The 21,665-nt window shown below is 45.7% G+C and carries 20 protein-coding genes; 10 read left to right on the top strand and 10 right to left on the bottom strand.

Annotated elements, in window-relative coordinates; genetic code table 11:
- Positions 1–16 precede the first annotated feature (16 nt).
- The gene (locus NLZ44_RS21210; protein ID WP_493751069.1) at positions 17–1,108 is read left to right on the top strand and encodes a RuBisCO accumulation factor 1; all 1,092 of its coding nucleotides are present in this window, start codon (positions 17–19) and stop codon (positions 1,106–1,108) included.
- 82 nt (positions 1,109–1,190) lie between these two features.
- Here the strand turns inward: NLZ44_RS21210 and NLZ44_RS21205 are convergent, their stop codons facing one another.
- Complete coding sequence (locus NLZ44_RS21205; protein WP_315642007.1) at positions 1,191–1,943, bottom strand: DUF3450 domain-containing protein; 753 nt, start codon at positions 1,941–1,943, stop codon at positions 1,191–1,193.
- Between the two features lie 472 nt (positions 1,944–2,415).
- On the opposite strand from NLZ44_RS21205, the gene NLZ44_RS21200 reads away from it, so the two are divergent.
- The 3 genes from NLZ44_RS21200 to NLZ44_RS21190 all read left to right on the top strand — a co-directional run bounded on the left by NLZ44_RS21200 (position 2,416) and on the right by NLZ44_RS21190 (position 4,968).
- Positions 2,416–3,195: a pentapeptide repeat-containing protein gene (locus tag NLZ44_RS21200; protein ID WP_493751068.1), complete on the top strand. Its 780-nt coding sequence runs from the start codon at positions 2,416–2,418 to the stop codon at positions 3,193–3,195.
- 138 nt (positions 3,196–3,333) lie between these two features.
- Entirely contained in the window at positions 3,334–3,723 is a 390-nt protein-coding gene (locus tag NLZ44_RS21195; RefSeq protein WP_493751067.1) for a hypothetical protein, read from the top strand.
- Between the two features lie 75 nt (positions 3,724–3,798).
- On the top strand, positions 3,799–4,968 hold the full coding sequence (locus tag NLZ44_RS21190) for an FtsW/RodA/SpoVE family cell cycle protein (RefSeq protein ID WP_493751066.1): 1,170 nt from the start codon (positions 3,799–3,801) through the stop codon (positions 4,966–4,968).
- 199 nt (positions 4,969–5,167) lie between these two features.
- Here NLZ44_RS21190 and NLZ44_RS21185 read toward each other — a convergent pair whose 3' ends face one another.
- The 3 genes from NLZ44_RS21185 to pyrE form a co-directional block, all read right to left on the bottom strand.
- Complete coding sequence (locus tag NLZ44_RS21185; protein ID WP_493751065.1) at positions 5,168–6,691, bottom strand: ATP-binding protein; 1,524 nt, start codon at positions 6,689–6,691, stop codon at positions 5,168–5,170.
- Between the two features lie 667 nt (positions 6,692–7,358).
- Positions 7,359–7,682, bottom strand: coding sequence for a hypothetical protein (locus tag NLZ44_RS21180; protein WP_493751064.1), 324 nt, complete (start codon positions 7,680–7,682; stop codon positions 7,359–7,361).
- 363 nt (positions 7,683–8,045) lie between these two features.
- On the bottom strand, positions 8,046–8,672 hold the full coding sequence (gene pyrE, locus NLZ44_RS21175; protein WP_493751063.1) for an orotate phosphoribosyltransferase: 627 nt from the start codon (positions 8,670–8,672) through the stop codon (positions 8,046–8,048).
- Between the two features lie 98 nt (positions 8,673–8,770).
- On the opposite strand from pyrE, the gene NLZ44_RS21170 reads away from it, so the two are divergent.
- Positions 8,771–9,205 carry a hypothetical protein gene (locus NLZ44_RS21170; protein WP_493751062.1) on the top strand — a complete coding sequence of 145 codons (435 nt, stop codon included), beginning with the start codon at positions 8,771–8,773 and terminating at the stop codon, positions 9,203–9,205.
- A gap of 64 nt (positions 9,206–9,269) precedes the next feature.
- Here NLZ44_RS21170 and ctpC read toward each other — a convergent pair whose 3' ends face one another.
- Both ctpC and ispG read right to left on the bottom strand, forming a co-directional pair.
- A complete protein-coding gene (gene ctpC / locus NLZ44_RS21165; protein ID WP_493751061.1) occupies positions 9,270–10,553 on the bottom strand; it encodes a carboxyl-terminal processing protease CtpC in 1,284 nt (427 codons plus the stop codon).
- Positions 10,554–10,693: 140 nt separating this feature from the next.
- Complete coding sequence (gene ispG, locus NLZ44_RS21160; RefSeq protein ID WP_493751060.1) at positions 10,694–11,914, bottom strand: (E)-4-hydroxy-3-methylbut-2-enyl-diphosphate synthase; 1,221 nt, start codon at positions 11,912–11,914, stop codon at positions 10,694–10,696.
- A gap of 176 nt (positions 11,915–12,090) precedes the next feature.
- Between ispG and NLZ44_RS21155 the strand changes: the two genes are divergently transcribed.
- Entirely contained in the window at positions 12,091–12,894 is an 804-nt protein-coding gene (locus NLZ44_RS21155; RefSeq protein WP_008055431.1) for an alpha/beta hydrolase, read from the top strand.
- A gap of 33 nt (positions 12,895–12,927) precedes the next feature.
- On the opposite strand, the gene NLZ44_RS21150 is transcribed toward NLZ44_RS21155, so the two are convergent.
- From NLZ44_RS21150 to NLZ44_RS21135, 4 genes are all read right to left on the bottom strand, one after another.
- Positions 12,928–13,695 carry a pentapeptide repeat-containing protein gene (locus NLZ44_RS21150; protein WP_493751059.1) on the bottom strand — a complete coding sequence of 256 codons (768 nt, stop codon included), beginning with the start codon at positions 13,693–13,695 and terminating at the stop codon, positions 12,928–12,930.
- Positions 13,696–13,730: 35 nt separating this feature from the next.
- Positions 13,731–14,786, bottom strand: a complete 1,056-nt coding sequence (locus tag NLZ44_RS21145) for a pentapeptide repeat-containing protein (RefSeq protein WP_493751058.1) — start codon at positions 14,784–14,786, stop codon at positions 13,731–13,733.
- Between the two features lie 21 nt (positions 14,787–14,807).
- Positions 14,808–16,304 (bottom strand): serine hydrolase, encoded by a 1,497-nt coding sequence (locus NLZ44_RS21140; RefSeq protein WP_493751057.1) that lies wholly within the window; start codon positions 16,302–16,304, stop codon positions 14,808–14,810.
- Positions 16,305–16,480: 176 nt separating this feature from the next.
- On the bottom strand, positions 16,481–17,248 hold the full coding sequence (locus tag NLZ44_RS21135; RefSeq protein WP_008055438.1) for an RNA methyltransferase: 768 nt from the start codon (positions 17,246–17,248) through the stop codon (positions 16,481–16,483).
- A 47-nt stretch (positions 17,249–17,295) separates the two neighbouring features.
- Here NLZ44_RS21135 and NLZ44_RS21130 point away from each other — a divergent pair, with 47 nt between their 5' ends.
- The 4 genes from NLZ44_RS21130 (at position 17,296) to NLZ44_RS21115 (ending at position 21,552) form a co-directional block, all read left to right on the top strand.
- Positions 17,296–17,448 (top strand): DUF2256 domain-containing protein, encoded by a 153-nt coding sequence (locus NLZ44_RS21130; RefSeq protein WP_493751056.1) that lies wholly within the window; start codon positions 17,296–17,298, stop codon positions 17,446–17,448.
- Between the two features lie 30 nt (positions 17,449–17,478).
- Positions 17,479–18,423 (top strand): isoaspartyl peptidase/L-asparaginase, encoded by a 945-nt coding sequence (locus NLZ44_RS21125; RefSeq protein ID WP_493751055.1) that lies wholly within the window; start codon positions 17,479–17,481, stop codon positions 18,421–18,423.
- A 486-nt stretch (positions 18,424–18,909) separates the two neighbouring features.
- Positions 18,910–19,299 (top strand): response regulator, encoded by a 390-nt coding sequence (locus NLZ44_RS21120; RefSeq protein WP_493751054.1) that lies wholly within the window; start codon positions 18,910–18,912, stop codon positions 19,297–19,299.
- 18 nt (positions 19,300–19,317) lie between these two features.
- Positions 19,318–21,552: a chemotaxis protein CheA gene (locus NLZ44_RS21115; protein WP_493751053.1), complete on the top strand. Its 2,235-nt coding sequence runs from the start codon at positions 19,318–19,320 to the stop codon at positions 21,550–21,552.
- Positions 21,553–21,665 lie beyond the last annotated feature (113 nt).

Here is a 21,665-nt window from a genome sequence, read left to right as displayed (position 1 = left end):
AATACTAATTGCGAATATGACTGAAACATCCCCGAATCCGAAATTTACACCCCCAGTGGTCGAAAGTAATGTAGACCAACAAGCCTTGATTAAGCAACTTAGACGCAAAGAAGGGAGTTGGGTTGAGTGGGGTCAGGCCTGTGCTACTCTGCAAAAGTGCGGTAAAAATTCCCAGGAGATTTTTGAGGATACTGGTTTTGAACCTGTGCAACAAAATCAGGTAATTGTGGCTTCTCAGGTTTACCACTCCATGGTTAAGGGGGAAGCCTCCGAGAATGTGCGATCGCATTTTTGGCAAAAAGGCAGCGATATCCTTTATGAACTTCGCATCCTCACCCAACCCCTGCGGGTGGCGGCGGCCGGGTTGATTCTCGAGTACAATTTAGATGCCGATGAAGCCCGAAATATCGCTAGGGCGCTGAAAGATTTTTCCCTGAGCGGGGGTATGCCGGAAGGATTTTCTACCGATGCGGGGGATATGGTAGCCTATTATTTCGCCAAATTGGCTCGCCAACAAAAGGATATCCAGGAGCGATCGCGCCTGATTGCTAAGGGTCTAAAATTTGTCAAATCTACGGCGGCTAGAAGCCAGCTAGAACAGCTTTTAACTGATTTTACGGTTTCATCTCCCAAAACGGCCCCTCGCCTGCCAATGTATCGTTTAGAGGAGTCTGAGGAACTTCCTTGTATTGTACCTGTGGCGGGGAGGTTTCCCCTCAACAAGGAGGATTGGCAAGCTGTTCCCCTGTGTGAGGCGATCGAACCTTTTGGAATCATCAAATTTAATGGAGAAGGTGCTTGGCTGGCTTTACCAGGTTGGCAGGTAGTCCGAAATGCTGAAGACCCGGTGGTGATTTTATGTCAAAGCGATCAGCTTCCTACTCCTCTCCCTGGTCAGGTTGAGGAAGTAGTTGCACTCATTGATCGCGCAGGTAGAACATGGCAAGCAGACAGTTATTTTCTAGTGGAGATTGAGGGTCAACTAGAATTGCAATGGTTTGAGGACAAACCAGAAACGCCTCTGCTAGGCAGGGTGATTCTGATTTTGCGCCCAAAACGGATTGTCGATGAAAATCAGATGACCGATATTTGGCAAATTGAGGAATAGGGCAAAAGCACCTAGAGAGCAGCAGCAGAAGATACTCGCTATTCGCGATCCAGTTATCCTACCCCGCCAGCTAGGGGCAGATTTAACGGGAACGACGCGATCGCATATTCGGGGGCAAAAAGTCAGCAGGTTCTTCCTCAATCCGATAAGGCCAGATATCAATAGGTTGAATTGAATAACGTTTCAACTCAGACCGACGATTAGATTGACCCGCCATCACCACTAAAGCGATCGCCAAAATACTACCACCCAAGACCACAGCCAGAATCACCCCCACCAGAAACCATAGCATAGCAGTTGGCAATCCATTGGAGCCAGAATTGCCTTGAGACAAGCGGTTTTGATCCAGGGTCAAATTACTAACCCGACGCTCCTGTTCTTGCAGTTGCATCGTCAGGCGTTCATTTTGCATTCGCTGCTGTTCAAGCTGAGTCGTAAGAGTTTCAATTTGAACCCGATGTCGCTCCAGTTGACTCGTTAGTTGGTCAATCTGAACCCGATGTCGTTCCAGTTGAGTAGTGATTTGTTGATTAGTCGTTTGTTGTCTTTCCCATTCTCGAAGTACATGAGACCCAGAACTTGAGGAATCAGAGGAACTAGGTGGGGGAGGTAAAGGAAAGGTGGGGATCGGAATCTGCCCATTGGGAAACGTCCCTAATGTTGACTCCGACACATTAGGCGGTGGCGGGAGAATTCCAGATGGGAAACTTGGGGGTGATGGTTCATCCTTTCCTAAAGACGATTGGTTACTCAAAAATAACCATGCGAATAGGAGTAGCATGGCTACCATTAAGGTAAACACACATCCCCATAAAAACCCCGTAGTCGGACTCATGCGTTTGGATTTCACACTTAGGCAGCTATAAGAGAATTCCAGGTTAAATCCTTTTGAACAGCCTAATGGCCTATCTAGGGTGATCAGTACAAGAGAGACTTGCCATTGGACATCATGTACATCTCTTAAATCTGACTGCTTAGGAATCTAACCGAGTTGCATATTAACACGAAAAATCATACAGGAGTTGTTAGACCCCTCTCTTGACAGCCTCGGCTCCAAGGACTATAAAGCCTTGATCCGCCATGAATGGGGATAAATCTGTCACCCAATCTTTTCACACAGTTACCCATTCATCACCGCATTGGGCAGCCATGAGTTTGCCGATCAGGGTACTACCACCATAATTTTATTTGGTCCTAGGGCAATTATGTTACTCTGATTCCCAACCGAATTAAAAATAAATCACAAAATGCGGCCAATGATGTCCACACTGAAGTAATTTTATACCGTTTCGGATCAGGAGAATTTAATGAGACTCAAGATTCAGGCTGTAATCATGATGATCGCGCCATTGGGATTGATCACTGGTGCGCGCGCCGCTGACTCTGATGACTTACAGAGGCTTCTAACTACCAATCAATGTCCTGGCTGTGATCTGCGGGGAGCCGACTTGTCAGCCGCTCAACTTTCTGGGGCTAATCTTTTTCAAGCCGATCTGGGCGGCGCTATCCTCCGACAAGCAGATTTACGCAGTGCTAATCTGCAAGAGGCTAATCTGTATAATGCCGACTTGGGGGGTGCGAGTTTAGCTGCTAGTAATTTGTTTAAGGCTAATCTTCACCATGCGAACCTACAAAGGGCTGATTTGCGTGAAGCCGATCTCGGTCAGGCTATGCTGGGTCGTGTAGACTTGCGGCGGGCTGATCTTAGGGATGCTAATCTATTTCAGGCTAACCTCGGTCAGGCTTATCTGGAAGAGTCCGATTTGATGAATAGCAATCTCCAAAGGGCTTTTTTATTTAGGGCTAATCTGGAACGTGCTAATCTGACCGGGGCTAATTTGCTGGGAGCAGATCTGCGGGGTGCTAATTTTTCTGATGCCGATCTCACTGGTGCCAGTCTGGTGGGTGCGGCCTTGAATGATACTAATATCAATCGTGCCCAACTGTCTAATACAAACTTGTCTGGTGCTTTGTTACAGGGAACAACTCTCGGTCCGGTCGTGTGCATTATTGATCAATCTGTTAATTGTGCCGCTCCCCCTGCGCCACCACCTCCCTTGCTTCCGGCAGATTTTTGGGACGATTAATCTCCTGAGATAGGGGTTTTTGAGTTTTTATCTGGCGATCGCTTTTCAGAATCCGGTAATGGGAGTATACTAAATGTGGGGGCTAAAAATCCCCATATCCTCTAAACTCGCTAAACCTAGGGTTAGCTTCTAAACATCATGAGTGCCCAACCTCTATTAAAGTTTGAAGTCCAGACAGCCGCTCAATTGGCAGAATATCTGCGATCGGCGACAACCTGGCGTGAAGTTGAGGCACTCACCCAAAACTATTCCCATTGGAAACGTGAAGCCTGGAAGTTACTCCCTGAAGCTGAACAGGAGAGGATTAAATATCTTAAACATTGGCAGGAGCACCCAGTAGCCCAAAAGTTTCCCCCCGGTTCTCTGGTGCAACGCATCAATAGCAGCACAGAGAGGGTGGGTAAGGTCGTTAACTACTGGAGTGCATACGGTGTCGATTATGTAACTTTTCAGGTGGAGCAGGATATTGATTGGTGTCGGGCTAGTTTTCTGCAATTGGTGAACCCAGAAAAATCAACCGCCTATTAGGGTAAATTGCCACTCAACCGGATTTGATCTAAGCTACAATAGCCCAAATCCCCTGCTGATCTAAATTTATCCTGAATGCGCTTACGCCATCTCATTCCCTTTTTCGATCCTACTGCCCAGAATTGGGCAACAGAAGCTCGCCTGCTGCGCTGGTTAACCTTTTTGTGGCTATTTGTCGGTCTCGTGGCGATGTTTTCTGCTTCCTACCCCAGTGCTTATACTGAACATGGGGATGGTTTGTACTACTTCAAACGCCAGGTAACATGGATGTTGGTGGGGATGGTAGGATTTAACGTGATTGTTAATACCCCTGTGCGGGTCGCTTTACGGACTGCTCAGTGGGGATTATTCGCGGTGATGGGGTTATTGTTTCTTACTATAGTCCCCGGTTTGGGAACTACTATCAACGGGGCGACTCGATGGCTGTCACTAGGCCCAATTCTCATTCAGCCTTCGGAATTAATGAAGCCATTTCTGATACTACAAGCGGCGCGGTTTTTTCCCCGTTGGGATCGGTTAAGTTGGCGATCGCGACTAACCTGGTTAGGGATTTTTCTGCTAATTTTGTTGCTCATTTTAGCCCAACCCAACCTCAGCACCACTGCTCTTTGTGGTATGACATTATGGTTAATCGCCCTCGCCGCCGGACTTCCTTTTTTGTATTTGGGCGGTACTGCTGTTGGTGGGTTAATCTTGGCTACTATTAGTATTAGCCTACGAGAATACCAAAGGAAGCGGGTTCTCTCCTTTATGAATCCCTGGGCTGATCCCGTTAATGATGGCTACCAATTAATTCAGAGTCTACTAGCTGTCGGTTCTGGCGGTCTTTGGGGCACTGGTTTGGGATTGTCCCAACAAAAGTTATTTTATCTGCCGATTCAGTATAGCGATTTTATTTTTGCCGTTTATGCCGAAGAGTTTGGCTTTGTTGGTGGGGTGCTGCTTTTGTTGCTGCTAGTCGCTTATGGGACGATCGCCCTCAGAGTCGCTCTTAAAGCCGATAATATTGAACATCAACTGGTAGCGATCGGGACTATGGTCGTCATGGTGGGACAGTCTTTGCTGAATATTGGGGTAGCTACTGGGGTACTACCAACTACTGGTTTGCCTTTACCCTTATTTAGTTATGGCGGAAGTTCCATGATTGCTAGTTTAGCAATATCTGCTTTATTGATTCGGGTAGCCCGCGAAAGCAGTGAAGCACAGGTTATTCCCATCAGACCCCTTGCTCAAAACCGGGGTTGACAAGTCCCGTGGACTGATGGTATATTATCCACATAATGTCTACTTGATAATTTCTCTATTTGCATTAATAAAAAAAATTAAAACAATACCATTATTTAAATAATACCATAGGTCGGCCACAAAAGCAACCCTCCCGAAACCCAATCGCGGGTAGGGAGGGATTTCTTTACAAAAGTTAACATAACTAATTAATTCTTAACTATTTGACTGTTGAGATTAGGGAATTAGATACAAAATCAGGACATTGTGGGTTTAAGGGAAGTTTGAGCCAAAACTTAGTTCCTTTGCCAATTTCTGACTCGCACCAAATTTCCCCACAGTGGCGGGAGACGATAATTTCACGACTGATATATAGCCCTAAACCCGTACCTTTACCGATTTCTTTGGTGGTAAAAAATTGCTCGAAAATTTGGTTTTTGTTGGTTAGGTTGATGCCTTTAGCATTATCTGCAACCATGATCGTGATATCTTCTGAATTAGCCTGGGTTTTAATTGTAATTAACGGCTGAGACTGTTGGGGTTTGTGTGTCCAGTCCCCTACTTCATCTAAAGCATCAATGGCATTGCTGATCAAATTCATAAACACCTGATTAAGTTGACCTGGGTAGCAGAGGATTGACGGTAGTTTCCCATAGTCTCGAATTACTTGAATCGGCGGACGTGATGGTGTGGCTTGTAAGCGGTTTTTTAAGATGAGTAAGGTTCCCTCTAAGCCTTCTTCCAGATTGACTTTTAGCATTTGGTCGCTGTCTTTGCGGGAGAAGTTACGCAGCGATCGCACAATTTGAAAGAGTCGCTCTGAACCCATTTTTAGGCTAGATATAACTGTCAAAAAGTCCGTCTCTAAAAACTCTAAATCTATGGAATCTATGTATTCTTGAAGGCGCGGATCGGTCGGGGAATAAATATCTTGATAAAGCTGAGTGAGTTCTAGTAGGTCTTTGCTATAGTTTTCCACATGGGCTAAATTATGAAATATCGAGTTAACTGGGTTATTGATTTCGTGGGCTAAACTAGCCATCATCTGCCCCAATGATGCCATTTTTTCCGATTGAAAAAGCTGTGTTTGGGTGTGTTTAAGTTCCTCTAAAGTTTGCTCTAATTGCTGTGCTTGAGCTTGAGCGATCGCGGCGGTGGAACAGGCTTGTTGATAAAGTTGAATTTGGGTCTGTTCAAGATCTAGTTGTTCGATTTCACTTTCCCGTTGATATTGCGCTACTACAGCATCAAGAATAGATAGCAATTCATTGGGGGCAGTATTGGTAATATAGTCAAGGTGAGGATGGCTCGGTGTTAAGTCAGAGTCCGCAGTTGTGGCTAAAGTTCTGACTGCTAAAATATACTCGCGGATGCGTTTATCTAAATTTAGCGGCTCTCGGAAATACATCGATCGCACTATAGCCGAAGGAGATGTTAATAAATTCATCTCACTATCACCGTAGAGTAAGCCTTTATGCGATCGCTCCATCAGAGCAATATCTTTAATCAAAGTTTCCCGAATCACCTCCCTTTCGGCTGGGTCAGAAGTAGTAACTAACTTGAGGCTAAAAAAAGCTGTTCTCTGGGAAAGCATCCGCTGACGACCACTGACATTCACCACCGCCGCATTCACCTTCCGGGTGGTGTTAATTTCTTGCAGATCAAAATAACTCTCAAATTGTTTCATCAATAGCCGTGGTAGCTGATGCTGTTCATTAAGCAGGGATAGATTTACTGATTTCATCTTTCCACCCTCCTGGGGACTCTCCCTATACCTGTACTCAGGAAATCGCCAATGACAGGAAAACAGGGGCAGGATTTTTCTGGCATCCGGGTTTCTCCTAAATTAGTTGAGTGTGCAGGTTTTTTGATGGGAAACTTGCCCAACCCACTCCCACTTATGGGGCAATGTTAGCTTTAAGAAAATGTTATTTTATCTGGTTACCTCAGAAACACTAGCTTAACCCTGTATACTTGTTTAACTGCTGACGACAGAGCCAGGAACTAGCTACCCATTCGGTGGGTGTCCTGACTCAAATAACCTAGCGCCCAAGGCACTTAAGTCTCATCAACTCTGGCTATTTCCATCCCCCACTAGAATCGGTACTCTCATTTAGTGGTGGGTTGTTGACTGGCTTTTAATTAGTCCTCGATTAATTACCCCTATTATCAAATTATTTTACCATCCGAGTTTTTTATTCAGTATCTAAAGTTACAGATTATCAAATTATTTAAAATTCACGACTAGACCATAGCACAAAAATAGGCTTTTGTTTGTGAAAAAAAGTTAAATTTTTCGACCATTACAGATCAGTTCAGCAGAAGATAGCCTAGTAGGGGCTAGGTTCAACATAACTTGACAGTTTCAGCCAGCCCCTACATTTACCTAAAGCCTGCTGGCAGAATAATGATTATTTTTTAAGATCACGAGCCATGTTACGGAACATATCTAAACTGGAGTCAGCACGACGACGATCGCTTTTAACCTCTGGTGCTGGAGATTCAGTAGCTTTGGGCTGGGCCATTTCCATCGCTGGTTTAGCGGTAGCTTTAGGAGTCTCGAAGGGTTGTCCTCCCGACATTTTAGGGAAAGACTTCTTAACTTCTAAAGGCTTACGCATATACTCAATATCGCCTAAACTCTTGGCGCTATCGGGATCAAGATAGAAAGAACTTCCTTGAGTTTCTGTTGGTTCTGATTTGCGACCAAATAAGCCTCTAATAAATCCTGACATAGTTTTTTCCTAGGTGGGGTGTTGGGTATATGTTAAATTTTATCAAAAATTGTGTTGATTATGATAATTTTTTACGGATTTCTCAATGCACGCTCATCAATGCCAACTTTATGTAAAGTTTTGTGAAAAAAATTTAAGAAATATTACAAAAAATTTTTTTTGCTCTGGGGTGGTGGCTTTCCTGGCTGATTGGTGGTATTATTTTAAATAATGGAAATAGTGACATTTTTTTTGTTATCAAATAGATTACCATTTTCTAAATACATATCTGTAGCTTACCATTAATTACCCCCACTTGTCAACCCTGGGGCGGCGCGTTTTGGGAAAAATTGATTAAAAAATCAACTTAGTTAACAGGAGAATTTAATGACCGAAGTTTAGAGTCTGATAACGAGTTTGTAGTTGATTAATGCTGTAGAGGGACTCCAAATTAAGGCCAGCATTTTGATAAAGTTCAGCCCCCCCTTGATGGCGATCGACTAAAGCGATAACCTTATCAACGCTGTATCCAGCATCAGTAAGGCGTTGTACAGCTTTGATGGCAGATTTTCCAGTAGTGACAACATCTTCGAGAACTACGACGTTAGCGCCGGGGGGTAGTTCGGGTCCTTCGATATAGGCTTTAGTTCCGTGTCCCTTAGCTTCTTTTCGGATAATGAGGGCGGGTATAGGTCGATTTTCGTAGACAGAAACGACACTAACGGAGGAAACCATAGGATCAGCACCGAGGGTAAGTCCGGCGACTGCTTCTGTTTCGAGGGGAAGTAATGGTAAAATTAGGCGAGCGATCGCCACCGACCCAGCGGGATGTAATGTGACTTGTTTACAATTAATATAGTAGGAACTCTGCTGACCAGAGGAGAGAACAAAATCCCCTTCTTGATAAGCGAGTTGACACAAAAGGTCAAGTAGCCACGATCGCAGGGTATCTAAAGGTGCACAAGAGGCATTGAGATCTGAAAGAGCAGGAATTTCTGAAGGGTTAGTCATAAGGGCGGGAAAAGGTAGGAAACAAATCTGTAATCACTCCATCTGATCGTACACTGGGAGAGACCATCTGATCAAACAGATTCACCAAGGTTAATGCCATGAACAGAATTTTATTACAGAGTATCAGTGGAGTGTTAGGGGTAGCGATCGCCTCATTCGTGTGGGTTGAGGGAGTTGTGGCGCAACCGAGAACCCGTTTCCAGCCTTTTGCGGAAGACTTTAACCAGGCGGCGACCCGCAGTTCTGGGGATGCTTTTAAAAATCAATCCCTGATGGGTCAACTTTCGGTATTCTTCGGGTTAAGCTATCCCTGGCCGGGTGCTATTAATGGTTTTCCTGAAAGTTTGATTGCTGATGATGCCAGACGAGTGAATCAACTGTATAGAGAGAGAATGCTCCAGCAGACCCTAAGCAGTCCGACTATCCGCACTGCCGATCTAGCGAACCCATACAACACCTCAATTTTGACTCAACCTTCTGTGATCAACGAATTGTCTAACGACACTCCGGGGGGATTTTTGTTTAATCCCTAATGGGAGCGAGTCCAGTTTTTGATCAGGTGCGTCATCAAAGGTTAATGACGCACCTGCAAAGGGACTACTGAGAAACAGCTTGATTGTTTTGTTGAGATGCGATTTTCTGAGTCAAAACTTCCAAGGCTTTGCCATATTGAGGATCATCAATAGTGCCAATTTTGTCGCGGTTTTCGCGGAGGATATCTCGCTGTTGTTCGGTGAGTTCAACGATCACATCAGGCTTAATTCCCTCATGATTAATGTCACGACCATTAGGGGTAAAATATTTAGCGATCGTGACCGCCAAACCGGAACCGCGACCCACGCCACGAACGGACTGAACTAGACCCTTACCAAAAGTGTTAGTTCCGACCAAAACGGCGCGGCTGTTATCTTGTAGAGCGCCGGATAGAATTTCACTAGCACTAGCGGAACCGCCATCAACAAGAATCACCATAGGCTTATCAGTGAGGGCGCGATTATTAGCGCGTTGTCGATCCATTTCTCCCTGACGATTAACGGTAGAGACTATATCGCCTTCTGTTAGCCACATACGGGCGATTTCAATACTAGCATAGAGCAGACCGCCAGGATTAGAGCGTAAATCGAGAATATAACCTGAAACATTCTGTTGTTCGAGGTTAGTGATCGCCTGTCGCATTTCCTCAGCAGCATTAGCACTAAAATTGTTCAGACGAATATAGCCGATATCGCCGACGGGGGAAGGTTTCTTAGAGTAGCGTACCGGGTGAATTTCAATCTGAGCGCGGGTAATATTAAACTCAATTTCCCTTGGACCGCGCAAAATAGTCAACTTAACCTGAGTCCCAATTTGTCCACGAATCAAACTGACAGCTTCATTGAGCTCCATTCCCTCAGTGCTGCGGCCATCAATTTTAGTAATAATATCCTGAGCCTGAACCCCAGCATCAAAAGCGGGAGAGTCCTCAATAGGGGAAATAACGACGAGTTTATTGGTTTCCTCATCTTGGGTAAGTTGGATACCAACCCCGGTCAGTTCTCCCTGAGTATCAATTTGCATATTTCTGAACTCTTCGGGGTTCATGAAGCGGGTATAAGGGTCATCGAGTTTACCCAACATTTCGCGGATAGCTTCATAAGCCTGTTGATCATTAGTATATTCTCGGCTTAGAAACTCATTACGAAGTTCCCTCCAATCTACCTGGTTAAAGGTACCGTCAACGTAACTTCTATCAATAATTTGCCATACTTCATCAATTAGTTCCTTCGGGCTTTCCCGAAAGGATGCTTGGCCGGAAAGGTGTATACCAGCGCCCGCAACAGCAACAGCGGTCAGCATAACTGCTGTTGCGCCTATAACAAGCCCACTTTTTGATATAATCATTTATCTGCTGAACCGGAAGAGAATACTAAGAGCTATTAACAGCATACTAGCACATCAGATCTGGCGATCGCGGAGGTTAACCAAAAGCCCAATGTGACCGGGACTCCCCCACCCCGTCAGAGGTGGGGTCAGCTTGATTTTTATGGATCTACCCAGCGTCCATCTGCTTTGATGAGATTAATTAATTCTTCGACACCTTGATCTTCGGGAACTTTCTTAATTTCTTCCCGACCCCGATATAGGGAAATATAGCCGGGTTGTTTTCCTACATAACCATAGTCAGCATCGGCCATTTCTCCAGGTCCGTTCACAATACAACCCATAACAGCAATATCTAGTCCAGTCAGGTGTTTGGTTGCTTCTCGGACTTTGTGGAGAACTTCTTCGAGGTTAAAGAGGGTGCGACCACAGGAGGGACAGGCGACATATTCTACCATAGTTTTCCGCAGTCCTAGGGATTGCAGAATGCTATAGCAAACAGGAATTTCCTTTTCTGGGGCTTCTGTGAGGGAAACCCGAATGGTGTCACCAATACCATCTGCTAAGAGGGTAGCAATACCAGCGGTGGATTTAATGCGGCCATATTCTCCATCTCCGGCTTCGGTAACTCCCAAGTGTAGGGGATAGTCCATCCCTAGGTCATCCATGCGTTTAGCCATGAGGCGATAGGCTGCTAACATGACGGGGACGCGGGAGGCTTTTAGGGATATCACTAAGTTCTGAAAGTCTAGGGATTCACAGATGCGGATAAATTCCAGGGCTGATTCTACCATACCTTCGGGGGTGTCGCCGTAGGTAAATAGCATTCTTTCGGCTAGGGAACCATGATTAACGCCGATACGCATGGCTTTACCCTGGTCACGGAGGGAGATAACTAGGGGTTTGAGGGTTTCGCGGATTTTCTCGCCGATTTCTTGAAATTCGGCGTCTGTGTATTCGCTACGATCGCCTTTAGGTTTCTCAAAGACGTATAATCCGGGGTTAATCCGCACTTTATCGACGTGCTTGGCGACTTCTAGGGCAATTTTCATGCCGTTGTGGTGAACATCTGCGACTAGGGGGACGGGTTGATAGGTGGCGGCGAGTTTTTGTTTGATTTCGCCTACGGCTTTGGCGTGTCCGACGCTGGGAACTGTGACGCGGACGATTTCACAACCCATTTCATGCAGCCGACGAATGGAGGCGACGGAACCTTCTATGTCCATGGTATCTTCGTTAATCATGGACTGAACTACGACGGGGTATCCTCCGCCAATGGTGATGTTTCCGACCCGGACTGGACGGGTTTGGCGACGGTGAATTACTGTGTCAACGGAGGGCTGACTAGCTGGGGTCGGAGTGGTTATGGGTAGGGTTTGCATGATCTGAATTTGATAATTGCTTAGTTTTAAGAGTGGGTTCTCAAAATTCAATAGGTGTCTATATTAAAGATAGATTGCCACAAATTGGGGACTTGTGGTTGATCCGATCGCTTAAATTGTTTAAATTGTCACGAATACGGGTAGCGATCGCTTGATTGTAGATTAGATAATTGGCTATGAGTGAACATCTGCGCTATTTTTCGGGTTTTGAGTCTTTAGCAGTCGAGTGGACAGACAAAATCTGGTCAAGGGGTGTACCCTTTTGGTTGCGGGCTGAACCTAAATCCAATCGGGTGGTTTTGTGTTTACATGGGTTTACCGCCACTCCTTTTGAGGTGAGACCAGTAGCGCAAGCCTGTCTGAGTCGGGGGCTTGATGGGGTGGGGCCTTTATTGCCTGGTCATGGTTTTCAAGAATTAGCAGACCAGAAGTTATTTTTTCCGAAAATGACGGCGGAAGGAATGTTATCTGCTGTGCGTCGGGAGTTGGAATTAGCCCGATCGCATTATGAATTTGTAGGTATTTTTGGGCATTCTATGGGAGGTGCGATCGCTTTAAAAATGGCGGCGGAGGGGCGAGTAGATGCCTGTGCGGTCACTGCACCAGCGTTAAAATTACCGCCTCGGGCTGTGATTTTATTGGCTTTATTTGGTTGGGCGAATATTTCTATCCCCACTCAACCCAAGCCTTTTGATAACCCCGTTTATTTATTTGATAATTGTCCGGCGGGGCGGGCGCTGCAACGACTAGCCAGGATAGCCAGATCAGAGTTATCTTCAATTACTTGTCCGGTGTTAGCTATTCATTCCCATAGGGATGATTTAGTCAGTCCGGTGGTAATTAATTGGATGGAAAAACAACTACCAAACAATTTAGATGTCCGTTGGTTTGACCAGTCAGGTCATGTCATGATTTTAGATGTTAATGGGGAGGAAATTAGCCAGGCGATCGCCGATTTTTTTAGCCAGAGGAGTATCTAAAATTTTCCCCCAGGGCGCGATCGCCCGAATTTTTCACTCTTCAAAAATTGCCCCTCGTTTAATCAAATCTTGTTTAACTTCCTCAGACAATCCCGAATCATGCCATAATCTAGCTTGTTTAACAATAGCCCCCGTAAAGTCCGCCCCTTTCAAATTAGTAAGGGCTAACCCAGCTTGGTGCAAATCAGCATTTTTGAGGATAGCATTATGGAGGTTAGCATCACTCAGATTACAGTTATTTAGATTAGCCTCTGTCAAATTCGCGCCGCACAGGTCTGCGCCGCTGAGACTAGCCAAAGCCAGACTGGCCCTATGTAGATCTGCGCCACTCAAATTAGCATCACTCAACAGCGCCCCACTGAGATCTGCACCACTAAGGTTAGCAAAACGCAGGTCAGCATTACTAAGATCTGCATCACTTAAATCAACTCCCCGCAGGTAAGTATTTTGTAAGTTAGCGCCACTGAGGTCAAGGTTACTGAGATGTGTTCCCAGGAGTCTTGCGCCCACAAAATCTTCCGATATTTTCAATTCTGCTAAGGTAGCTAACTCGATAAAATCATCAGTTTTAGCATCAACTACGGTCTGAATAAGGCCCTGTAATTGGGCAAAATTCCAGCCTTGGGCTACAGCTTTTTTAGTCAAGGCTTGTAATTCTTCTAAAGTCTGATGCTGTTGCGCCACAGGAGGCTGTTCTGATTGTAATTCTTGCGATCGCAACCAGATGGCAAATTTACGCTCTAGGATCGCCAATTTATTGGGGCTAATATTTTGCGGCCAAAGTCCTTCAACACCAGTCATAATTCAAGAGAGTTTAGAGGAGATTAATTCAACTTTTAACTGTCTCCAAAAATTGCGCCTTTTCGTTGCAATTCAGGTTGCAGTCGCCGAGAAATACCGATCGCCTCAGTAAATTCGACATTTTCCACCATGATATCAGCTAATTCCGCGCGGCTGAAATCTGTTTTCTGGAGGTTAGCTCCTGTCAAGTTTACCCCACTAAGGTCCGCATAGGTAAAATTAGCACTCTGCAAATTAGCATTACTGAGGTTAGCGCGGGGGAGATAGGCGCTAGTGAGATCAGCTTGGGTCAGGTTAGCATTACTGAGGTTAGCGCGGGGGAGTTTAGTTCGTAGATCGGCTTGAGAGAGGTTAGCCTCTTGTAAATTAGCATCTCGGAGGTTAGCGTTACAGAGGATAGCGTTACTGAGGTTAGCTCCCTGTAGATTAGCATTGGTGAGGTCAGCCAGGGTCAAGTTAGCATTAGTGAGGTTAGCCTGGGCTAAGTTAGCGCCGCGCAAGTTAGCATTACTTAGGTCAACCCCGGTTAAATCCTGCCCATAAAGGTCTTCTGTGAGGCTTAAACCCACCTGTTCGAGAATTTGGGTAAATTCTGCCATCCCGACTACTCCAAGCCACTGATGGGCAATTTCCCATTGTTGGAGGCGACAGTTATTGACCTGTTGAGATTCTTGGATATGTTCCCAGGTGAGTCGGAGGCGCTGTAGTGCGTTGATTTTCTGGGTACGATCGCCCATTTGATTAGCAATTTCCAACTGTTGTTGATAGCAGGCGATCGCTTTTGGTAACTCATTAGTAGCATGATAAGCCATTCCCAGGTTAGTCAGGGCGTTAAGCTGTCCTGATATATCCCCAATATCTTCAGCGATACGGAGGTGAGTTTGATAGCAGGTAATGGCTTCTTGAGAATTAGACAAAGCAGCATAAGCTATACCCAAATTACCCCAAGTAGCGCCTTCCCGTTGGCGATCGCCCAATTTTTGATAGATAGTCAGGGCTTCGCGCCACAATTCCAAAGCCGCCGGAATATCACCTTGATGATATTGAGAAACCCCTTGTTTAAATAATTGATTAGCCTGGTAGTCCGTCATATTTTACCCTATTTCAACAGCCTAATTGTCTGATAATTCTGGAGTGACGGTTTCCGATGTTTTTTGGCTCAAATACTGATAGACTTGTCTGGACATTTTTTGAATCATTGATTCAGCCGCTGTGTCGCCATTGTTTCTTTGGGCTAAAATAGCTAAAATGTAGCGTTTACCATTGGGCATATCAACTATACCCACATCGGCTAACATAATGTTTAGGGTTCCAGTTTTGTGGGCGACTACCGCCCCATTACTGACCCCGCTAGGTAATAGGTGATTATTTTCTGTTTCTGTCATAATTCGCAAGAGGCGATCGCGTGATGTCATCGAAAGTAAACCCCCTTGGTGAATTTGACTCAAAAGACTAACCATATCCCTAGGCGTAGTTTGATTAGTCCCTTCAATATCAGGTAAAGGGTTACGCACCAGAGTATCTGTCAGACCCCAACTGCGGAACTTTTGATTAAGAACCTGAAACCCTCCCAGCCGTTCTACAATCATATTAGTGGCTGTATTATCACTAATTGTCATCATTTTAGTAGCAGTTGCTAAGGCTGTATATTCAGTCCCAGGCGGCTGATATTGCATAATCCCCGCTTCTCCCACCTGGTGATTTTCCGTCATCACCAGCATTTCATCTAGGCGAATTTCTCCCGCATCAACGGCTTGCAAAAACGCCACTAAAATCGGGAGTTTAATTGTACTAGCTGCCGGAACTGTGGACTGTTCTCTTAAACCAACATATCCGCCAGTATTCAGGTCTAAAAACATCAAACCCGGAGTAATATCTGGGGATTCTGCCGCCACCAATTCCAGTTGATTTTTTAACTCTTTGATTTCCCGGTTTAATTGCAGAGATAGGGGCAAAGCCTGGGTGTTTACTTGGCTGTTAATTCTAGTTTCCTGTGTCTCTAAATTCTCAATAGAACTAGCCCCGGCGGTAGCACGACCGAGGGAGTTGAGAATTGAGAGAACTGTTCCCGAAATCACCCCGATACCAATGCCTAAAATCAGCAACCGGGTTCCATAAACTATGGGAGAGACACGGCGACTCTTACGCCTTACCACCCGTTTTTTCACAGGGGTAAGGGGTTGCATAGTCCGCTGAGGGGGGGGATATACTTGGGGAGTGATAGACCTATTTAAGGGGACTATGTTAGATGGTTTACCGTTGCTAACTCCCTGACGCGGTTTAGGTTTTCCCCGACGGCGTTTTTTCGAGTTTGGTGGTGGTAGCTGAGGTGTCTTTTTCCGGTTTCTGGTAATGGGGGGTTTTTGTCGAAGTTGATCTAACACGGGGTCGAAATATCCGTTTTCAGGGATATGTATGGGGGGAATTTGACCAGTTGGGGAACGGTTGGGGGAGACAGGTCTCCGTGAGGATGATTGTGATTGAGAAGTGGGACTAGGGGAACGGCCACGACGCTGATCACGAGATTGAGGGCCTTTTGACTTCCGGGACTTGGCCCCCCATTGGGAAACAAAGGATAAAAATGAGCGACGGGGATATCGGTGAGCCACACCTAACACCTAAAAATCATCAAAGAGGACAATAGACTATGGAAATTACACCCATCAAGTCGTAGGGGCTGGTTCTGCAATCATCTCTATTGAGGTCCAGACTCTTTATAACCCGCCCTTACTTAGCAATAGGAATCGACAGTTGAGCCTGGGAATCAACGATATCGAGATTACCATTAACTGGGCGGATGTTGCTTAACAGTTAATGCCCATTCTACCTGAGAGATAACCCCCCGTAGCATAGCAACTTCTGTACTAGATGGCTGGGCGCGGTTAAATAAATGCCTAAATTTTTCCATACGACTGCTGACGGTGTGGGGGTAGACATAACCGATTTTGAGTAGGAGGGTTTCTAGCTGTTGATAGTATCCTTCCAGTTGGTCGAGGGTGGCTGATAATGGTTCTGATGGTTCTGGGCTGGGTAATGTATTCTGGTCGATGAGGGTTTGAGCGCTTAGTGAGAGTTCGTAACAGCAGACAGCCACGGCTTGGGCTAAATTTAGGGATTCATAGGCGCTACTGCTGGGAATGCGAACTATCCTTTGAGCATAGTTTAGTTCTGTATTGCTCAAGCCACGATCTTCGGGACCGAAAATCAGGGCGGCGGGGCTGTGGAGTAGCCAGGGGAGGGTGGTTCTGGGATGTTCAAGGGTTCTGTCAAAACTACGATCGCGAGCGGTGGTGGCGATCGCCTTTTGGCATCCGATTAAGGCTTGGGGTAAACTGTCTACTATCTGGGCTGATTCTAAAATATCTTGGGCATGAACTGCCATGGTTTTAGCTTCGCAGCTCATGGGGTCACAGTGGGGGTTAACCAGTACCATTTGGGTTAACCCCATATTTTTCATTACCCTGGCGCACGACCCCACATTTAACGCTCCCGCCGGTTCAACCAATACAATCCTAATTTTAGCTAATGCGGTTTCCCACTGAGTCTCTACCATTGCTATCATAACCGCTGATATAATAAGCGAGCGATCAATGTTCTAGTATGGCACGTCAGCGAGCTAAGTCAGACTTACCTCAGAAAATTTGCCCAGTCTGCGATCGCCCCTTTGTTTGGCGCAAAAAGTGGGCAGACTGTTGGGATGAGGTTAAATACTGTTCCGAGCGTTGCCGTCGCCGACGCAACGAACAGAATTAAAGGGGAAATATCCCCGTAAATTGTACAGCTATGGGTGTTAATGTGCAACCAAAACTAATCATACATGGTGGGGCGGGTAGTTCTCTCCAAGGTAAAGGAGGCGTAGAAACTGTTCGCAAATCTCTTTATCAGGTGATAACTGAGGTTTATGGCTTACTCGAAAAGGGTATCACTGCTGAGGATGCGGTGATTCGTGGCTGTCAACTTCTCGAAGATGATCCCCTATTTAATGCTGGGGTCGGTTCGGTGTTGCAGTCTGACGGACAGATCCGCATGAGTGCGGCTTTGATGAATGGCAGTTTACAACGCTTTAGCGGGGTGATTAATGTCTCTAGGCTGAAAAACCCCATTGAGTTGGCTAAGTTTCTGCAAACCTCTCCCGATCGCATTTTATCGGATTATGGGGCTGCCGAACTTCTGCGGGAGTTAAATATAGCCCCTTTTGACCCCCTAACCGATCGCCGTCTTTATGAGTGGATCGAAGACCGCAAGCAGGATTTTAACCGCAAAATGGCTAATGTGGTCGCCGAAACCTCTGATCATGAAGCTGGTCGCGGCACTATCGGGGTCGTCGCTTTAGACCAAAATGGTCGGATCGCCGCCGGAACTTCTACTGGTGGTAAGGGGTTTGAACGTATTGGTCGGGTTAGTGATTCGGCTATGCCTGCTGGTAATTATGCCACAGCTCAGGCTGGGGTGAGTTGTACGGGTATCGGTGAGGATATCATTGATGAGTGTCTCGCCGCCAAAATTGTGATCCGCGTCGGAGATGGTTTGTCTTTGCGATCGGCTTTTGAACGTTCTTTTGCGGAGGCTAATGATCGTCAGCGGGACTTCGGGGCGATCGGTTTGGATGCTTCCGGGGCGATCGCTTGGGGAAAAACTAGCGATGTGATTCTCGCCGCCTTCCATAATGGTCAAACTATGGGAGATAGTTTAGAAATGCTACCGGGAACTCAGGTGTTAGTGGCTTAGTTAGCCCCAATTTCCCCCACCTTCCCTCCCCCACCACTGGGGGGGGTTATTAATACTGAAGAAAACTTAATATTTTTTTTACTTTTGAGAGCCGGTGATCTGACCTATAAACTTATATAGTTGTGTTAATTTTTTCAACATTTTTGTACCAGTTTAACTGGTATAGAATATAATAAAAATTGCGTTCTGTCCTGGAAATTTACTGAGAGGCGAGAGATTTTTTCGCCCCGACAATCAACAAAAATTGAGGCAGATAAATTGGACAATCAGTTGATTGGGGTTAATAGTAAGTTCAGAGGTGCGGTAGTCAATTGAGAACCCGATTAACTTGGTAGTCTGGAGAGAACGCTTTGTTAATCAGTACCATCACAGCCCGATTGATGGAAACCTAGGCTAAGGTTTGGGATGGAGGCTAATAATTAGCAATCCATCAGTCAAAGGCTGTAGGATGAAACCCAGCGTATTCATGCTTAGGAGTCCATAAAAATGAGACGGATTCTAGTTGTAGATGATTCAGCAACCATGCGAAAAATGGTAATGGCATCTCTCAGAGATGTTAAAGATGTAGCTTTTAGCGAGGCGGGGAATGGATTAGAGGCGATTGAGCAATTAGAAATCGCCCCGTTTGACTTAATGATTTTAGACTTAAATATGCCAGATATGCACGGTCTGGAAGTGTTGCGGTTTGTGCTAAACCACCCGGAATATAGGGAAACACCGATTGTGATTTTAACCACGAAAGGGGATGATGAAAGTCGTAGTGAAGCCCTAGCGGCGGGTGCAGCTTGCTATTTAACTAAACCATTTCATCCGAAATCGTTATCGGGGGAAATTGTCAACTTATTATCAGAGCCATGTGCGAGTAATATAAATTAAGAGAGTACCAAGGCGATCGTGTCTAGTCCTACAGAAAGCAACAACTTTTTTGATGACTTTTTAGATGATTATTTTGCTGAGTGTGAAGAGCATTTAGCCGTCGTGCGGCGGGAACTCTTGGCGCTAGAGTCCTGTATGAATCAGCCCCAAATAGAGGGTTCGATTCTGAATGAACTGTTCCGCAGCTTTCACTCAATTAAAGGACTGTCGGCGATGGTGGGTGTGCGGGAAGCGGAGAAATTGGCTCACCAAATGGAGAGTTATCTGCGATCGCTAAGAGATGGTCAAACCTCCCTGAAACCAGAGGGTTTTGATGCTCTGATGTCGGGAACTCAAATTCTGGAGAGAGCGATCGAAGCTCATCGCACGAAGGAAGATCCCCCGGACATTGAGGAAATTATCAGCCAATTGGAAGCCTGTAACCCTCCGGTGGTGGCTAAAACCCCAAATGCAGCTATTACCCCCTTTGAGGTGAAGCTGAAACCAGAGGAAATGAAACGACTGGAGGCGTTAGTCGGTGAAGGAAAACCGATCTGGCATTTCGTCTTCACTCCTAGTACAGAGCTATCCAAACAGGGGATCGGAGTTAACGCCATTCGGGAACAACTGCAAGCGATCGGTGAGTTGATTTATGTGTCTCCGCGCCTAAATGCCAATCAGAAAATCCTGTTTGATTTTATTGTCGCAACTGAGGAGCCGGAAAATCACGATTTAGGCCCTGAGCCGAAATATCTGAGTTGGGAACCATATCAAATTCCCAGTCCAGTTTCTGAAGCCAGCAGTAGCTCATCTAACTCGGAGGTTGAACCTTCCAGAGGACCGGAAGCGCCAGCAACAGCCGCAGCGCCAGAAGAAGTTGAGGCTGTTGCGGTGGTCTCTAGTGTCCAGTCAGAGGAGCCAGAGAGGAAAGAGTCAGAGTCCGGGAAAGAAACTGCGGAAGCGGAAGCATTGGAGATCTCAGAACCGGAAACCAGTAATGCTATCTCTCCGACTAAGTCAACTAGCCCCCTAATTAGTGGATCTAACTTAGTACGGGTAGACCTACCGAAACTTGATGAACTGATGCGGATGGTGGGAGAATTAGTAATTACGCGGGCACGACTGGAGGAAAACCTCAAAAATTTACCCCCAACGGTCCCGGCGGCTAGGCGGCGAACTTTACAGGAGATTAACCTAACTTTAGAACGACAACTGCGGGATCTGCGTCAGGGGGTGATGCAGGTGCGACTGGTTCCCATTGCGGAAATTTTCGCGAGGATGCAGTTTGTAGTTAGGGATCTGATGCGACTAACGGGAAAACAGGTAGCTCTGGAAATTTCCGGCGCGGAAACTGAGATTGATAAGTTTGTGGTTGAGCGAATGATGGACCCGTTATTGCATTTAGTCCGTAATGCGGTTAGTCACGGGATTGAATCGACGGAGGAACGGCTAAAAGCGGGGAAATCTGCTATGGGTGCGATCGCCTTACGCGCTTCGGCGGCGGGGGAAATGGTGATTATTGAAATTGAAGATGATGGTCAGGGAGTCGATATTTCTAGGGTGTTAAAACGGGCAAAACAACAGGGTTTATTGTCGGATTCTGTATCGGAGACTAATGATCCAGATAACTATGATTCCCAGACGATACTCGATCTGTTATGTTCCCCTGGTTTTTCGACCAAAGAAGAGGCGGATCTGGCTAGTGGTCGGGGTGTGGGAATGGCGATCGTCAAAAACACCGTTCAAGAACTGGGAGGTTGTGTAAAATTCACCACGAAAAAAGGAAAAGGCAGTCATTTTATTATTGATTTGCCGTTGACTTTAGCGATTACTGATGCTCTGATTGTGGAAGTTAGCGGTCAAACCTTTGCCATTCCAGAATCCTCTATACAGGAGGTATTATCTATTGAGAATGAGAGAATTATTTGCCTGGAAGGTCAGGAAATAATTTCCTATCGAGGTCATGTTTTCCCCCTGCGATATTTAGCGCGTCTATTTAACTGTGCGGTGACTACAGACAACTCGGAAAAATTAACTGTTGTGGTGATTGGTAATAGCCTTAATTCCACCGGTTTAGTAGTGAATAGAATCTTGGGACTGCGAGAAATTGTAGTGCGGCCGTTAACTGATCCGTTGCTGCAAAGTCCGGGAATTTCTGGGGCGACCGAATTGGGCGATGGTCGAGTAGTTTTAATTATGGATGTTCCGGCGTTAATTCGTAGCAAAATTAATCAATTTTTAACAACACCAAAAACGGCAATTAACTCCGGTTAATTAATTCAATAATTCCCGAAAAACTGGATGTTAACTAACCGTTGATGCCGATTATTTTAGGGCAATAATGGGCGAAAAATGGATTAGTTTAGTGTAGTGATTCAATGATTATA

This window comes from Arthrospira sp. PCC 9901 (genome assembly GCF_059013425.1).
Note: the sequence above shows the minus strand (reverse complement) of the source record. Positions and strands in the feature narration are given on the sequence as shown.

Excerpts from the sequence above, each read along its gene's own strand:
- NLZ44_RS21150 (WP_493751059.1), bottom strand. The coding sequence starts at position 13,695 with ATGACTGGTGTTGAAGGACTTTGGCCGCAAAATATTAGCCCCAATAAA.
- NLZ44_RS21145 (WP_493751058.1), bottom strand. The coding sequence starts at position 14,786 with ATGACGGACTACCAGGCTAATCAATTATTTAAACAAGGGGTTTCTCAA.
- NLZ44_RS21200 (WP_493751068.1), top strand. The coding sequence starts at position 2,416 with ATGAGACTCAAGATTCAGGCTGTAATCATGATGATCGCGCCATTGGGA.
- NLZ44_RS21190 (WP_493751066.1), top strand. The coding sequence starts at position 3,799 with ATGCGCTTACGCCATCTCATTCCCTTTTTCGATCCTACTGCCCAGAAT.
- NLZ44_RS21130 (WP_493751056.1), top strand. The coding sequence starts at position 17,296 with ATGGCACGTCAGCGAGCTAAGTCAGACTTACCTCAGAAAATTTGCCCA.
- NLZ44_RS21195 (WP_493751067.1), top strand. The coding sequence starts at position 3,334 with ATGAGTGCCCAACCTCTATTAAAGTTTGAAGTCCAGACAGCCGCTCAA.
- NLZ44_RS21210 (WP_493751069.1), top strand. The coding sequence starts at position 17 with ATGACTGAAACATCCCCGAATCCGAAATTTACACCCCCAGTGGTCGAA.
- NLZ44_RS21120 (WP_493751054.1), top strand. The coding sequence starts at position 18,910 with ATGAGACGGATTCTAGTTGTAGATGATTCAGCAACCATGCGAAAAATG.
- ispG (WP_493751060.1), bottom strand. The coding sequence starts at position 11,914 with ATGCAAACCCTACCCATAACCACTCCGACCCCAGCTAGTCAGCCCTCC.
- ctpC (WP_493751061.1), bottom strand. The coding sequence starts at position 10,553 with ATGATTATATCAAAAAGTGGGCTTGTTATAGGCGCAACAGCAGTTATG.
- NLZ44_RS21180 (WP_493751064.1), bottom strand. The coding sequence starts at position 7,682 with ATGTCAGGATTTATTAGAGGCTTATTTGGTCGCAAATCAGAACCAACA.
- NLZ44_RS21125 (WP_493751055.1), top strand. The coding sequence starts at position 17,479 with ATGGGTGTTAATGTGCAACCAAAACTAATCATACATGGTGGGGCGGGT.
- NLZ44_RS21185 (WP_493751065.1), bottom strand. The coding sequence starts at position 6,691 with ATGAAATCAGTAAATCTATCCCTGCTTAATGAACAGCATCAGCTACCA.
- NLZ44_RS21155 (WP_008055431.1), top strand. The coding sequence starts at position 12,091 with ATGAGTGAACATCTGCGCTATTTTTCGGGTTTTGAGTCTTTAGCAGTC.
- NLZ44_RS21135 (WP_008055438.1), bottom strand. The coding sequence starts at position 17,248 with ATGGTAGAGACTCAGTGGGAAACCGCATTAGCTAAAATTAGGATTGTA.
- NLZ44_RS21205 (WP_315642007.1), bottom strand. The coding sequence starts at position 1,943 with ATGAGTCCGACTACGGGGTTTTTATGGGGATGTGTGTTTACCTTAATG.
- pyrE (WP_493751063.1), bottom strand. The coding sequence starts at position 8,672 with ATGACTAACCCTTCAGAAATTCCTGCTCTTTCAGATCTCAATGCCTCT.
- NLZ44_RS21170 (WP_493751062.1), top strand. The coding sequence starts at position 8,771 with ATGAACAGAATTTTATTACAGAGTATCAGTGGAGTGTTAGGGGTAGCG.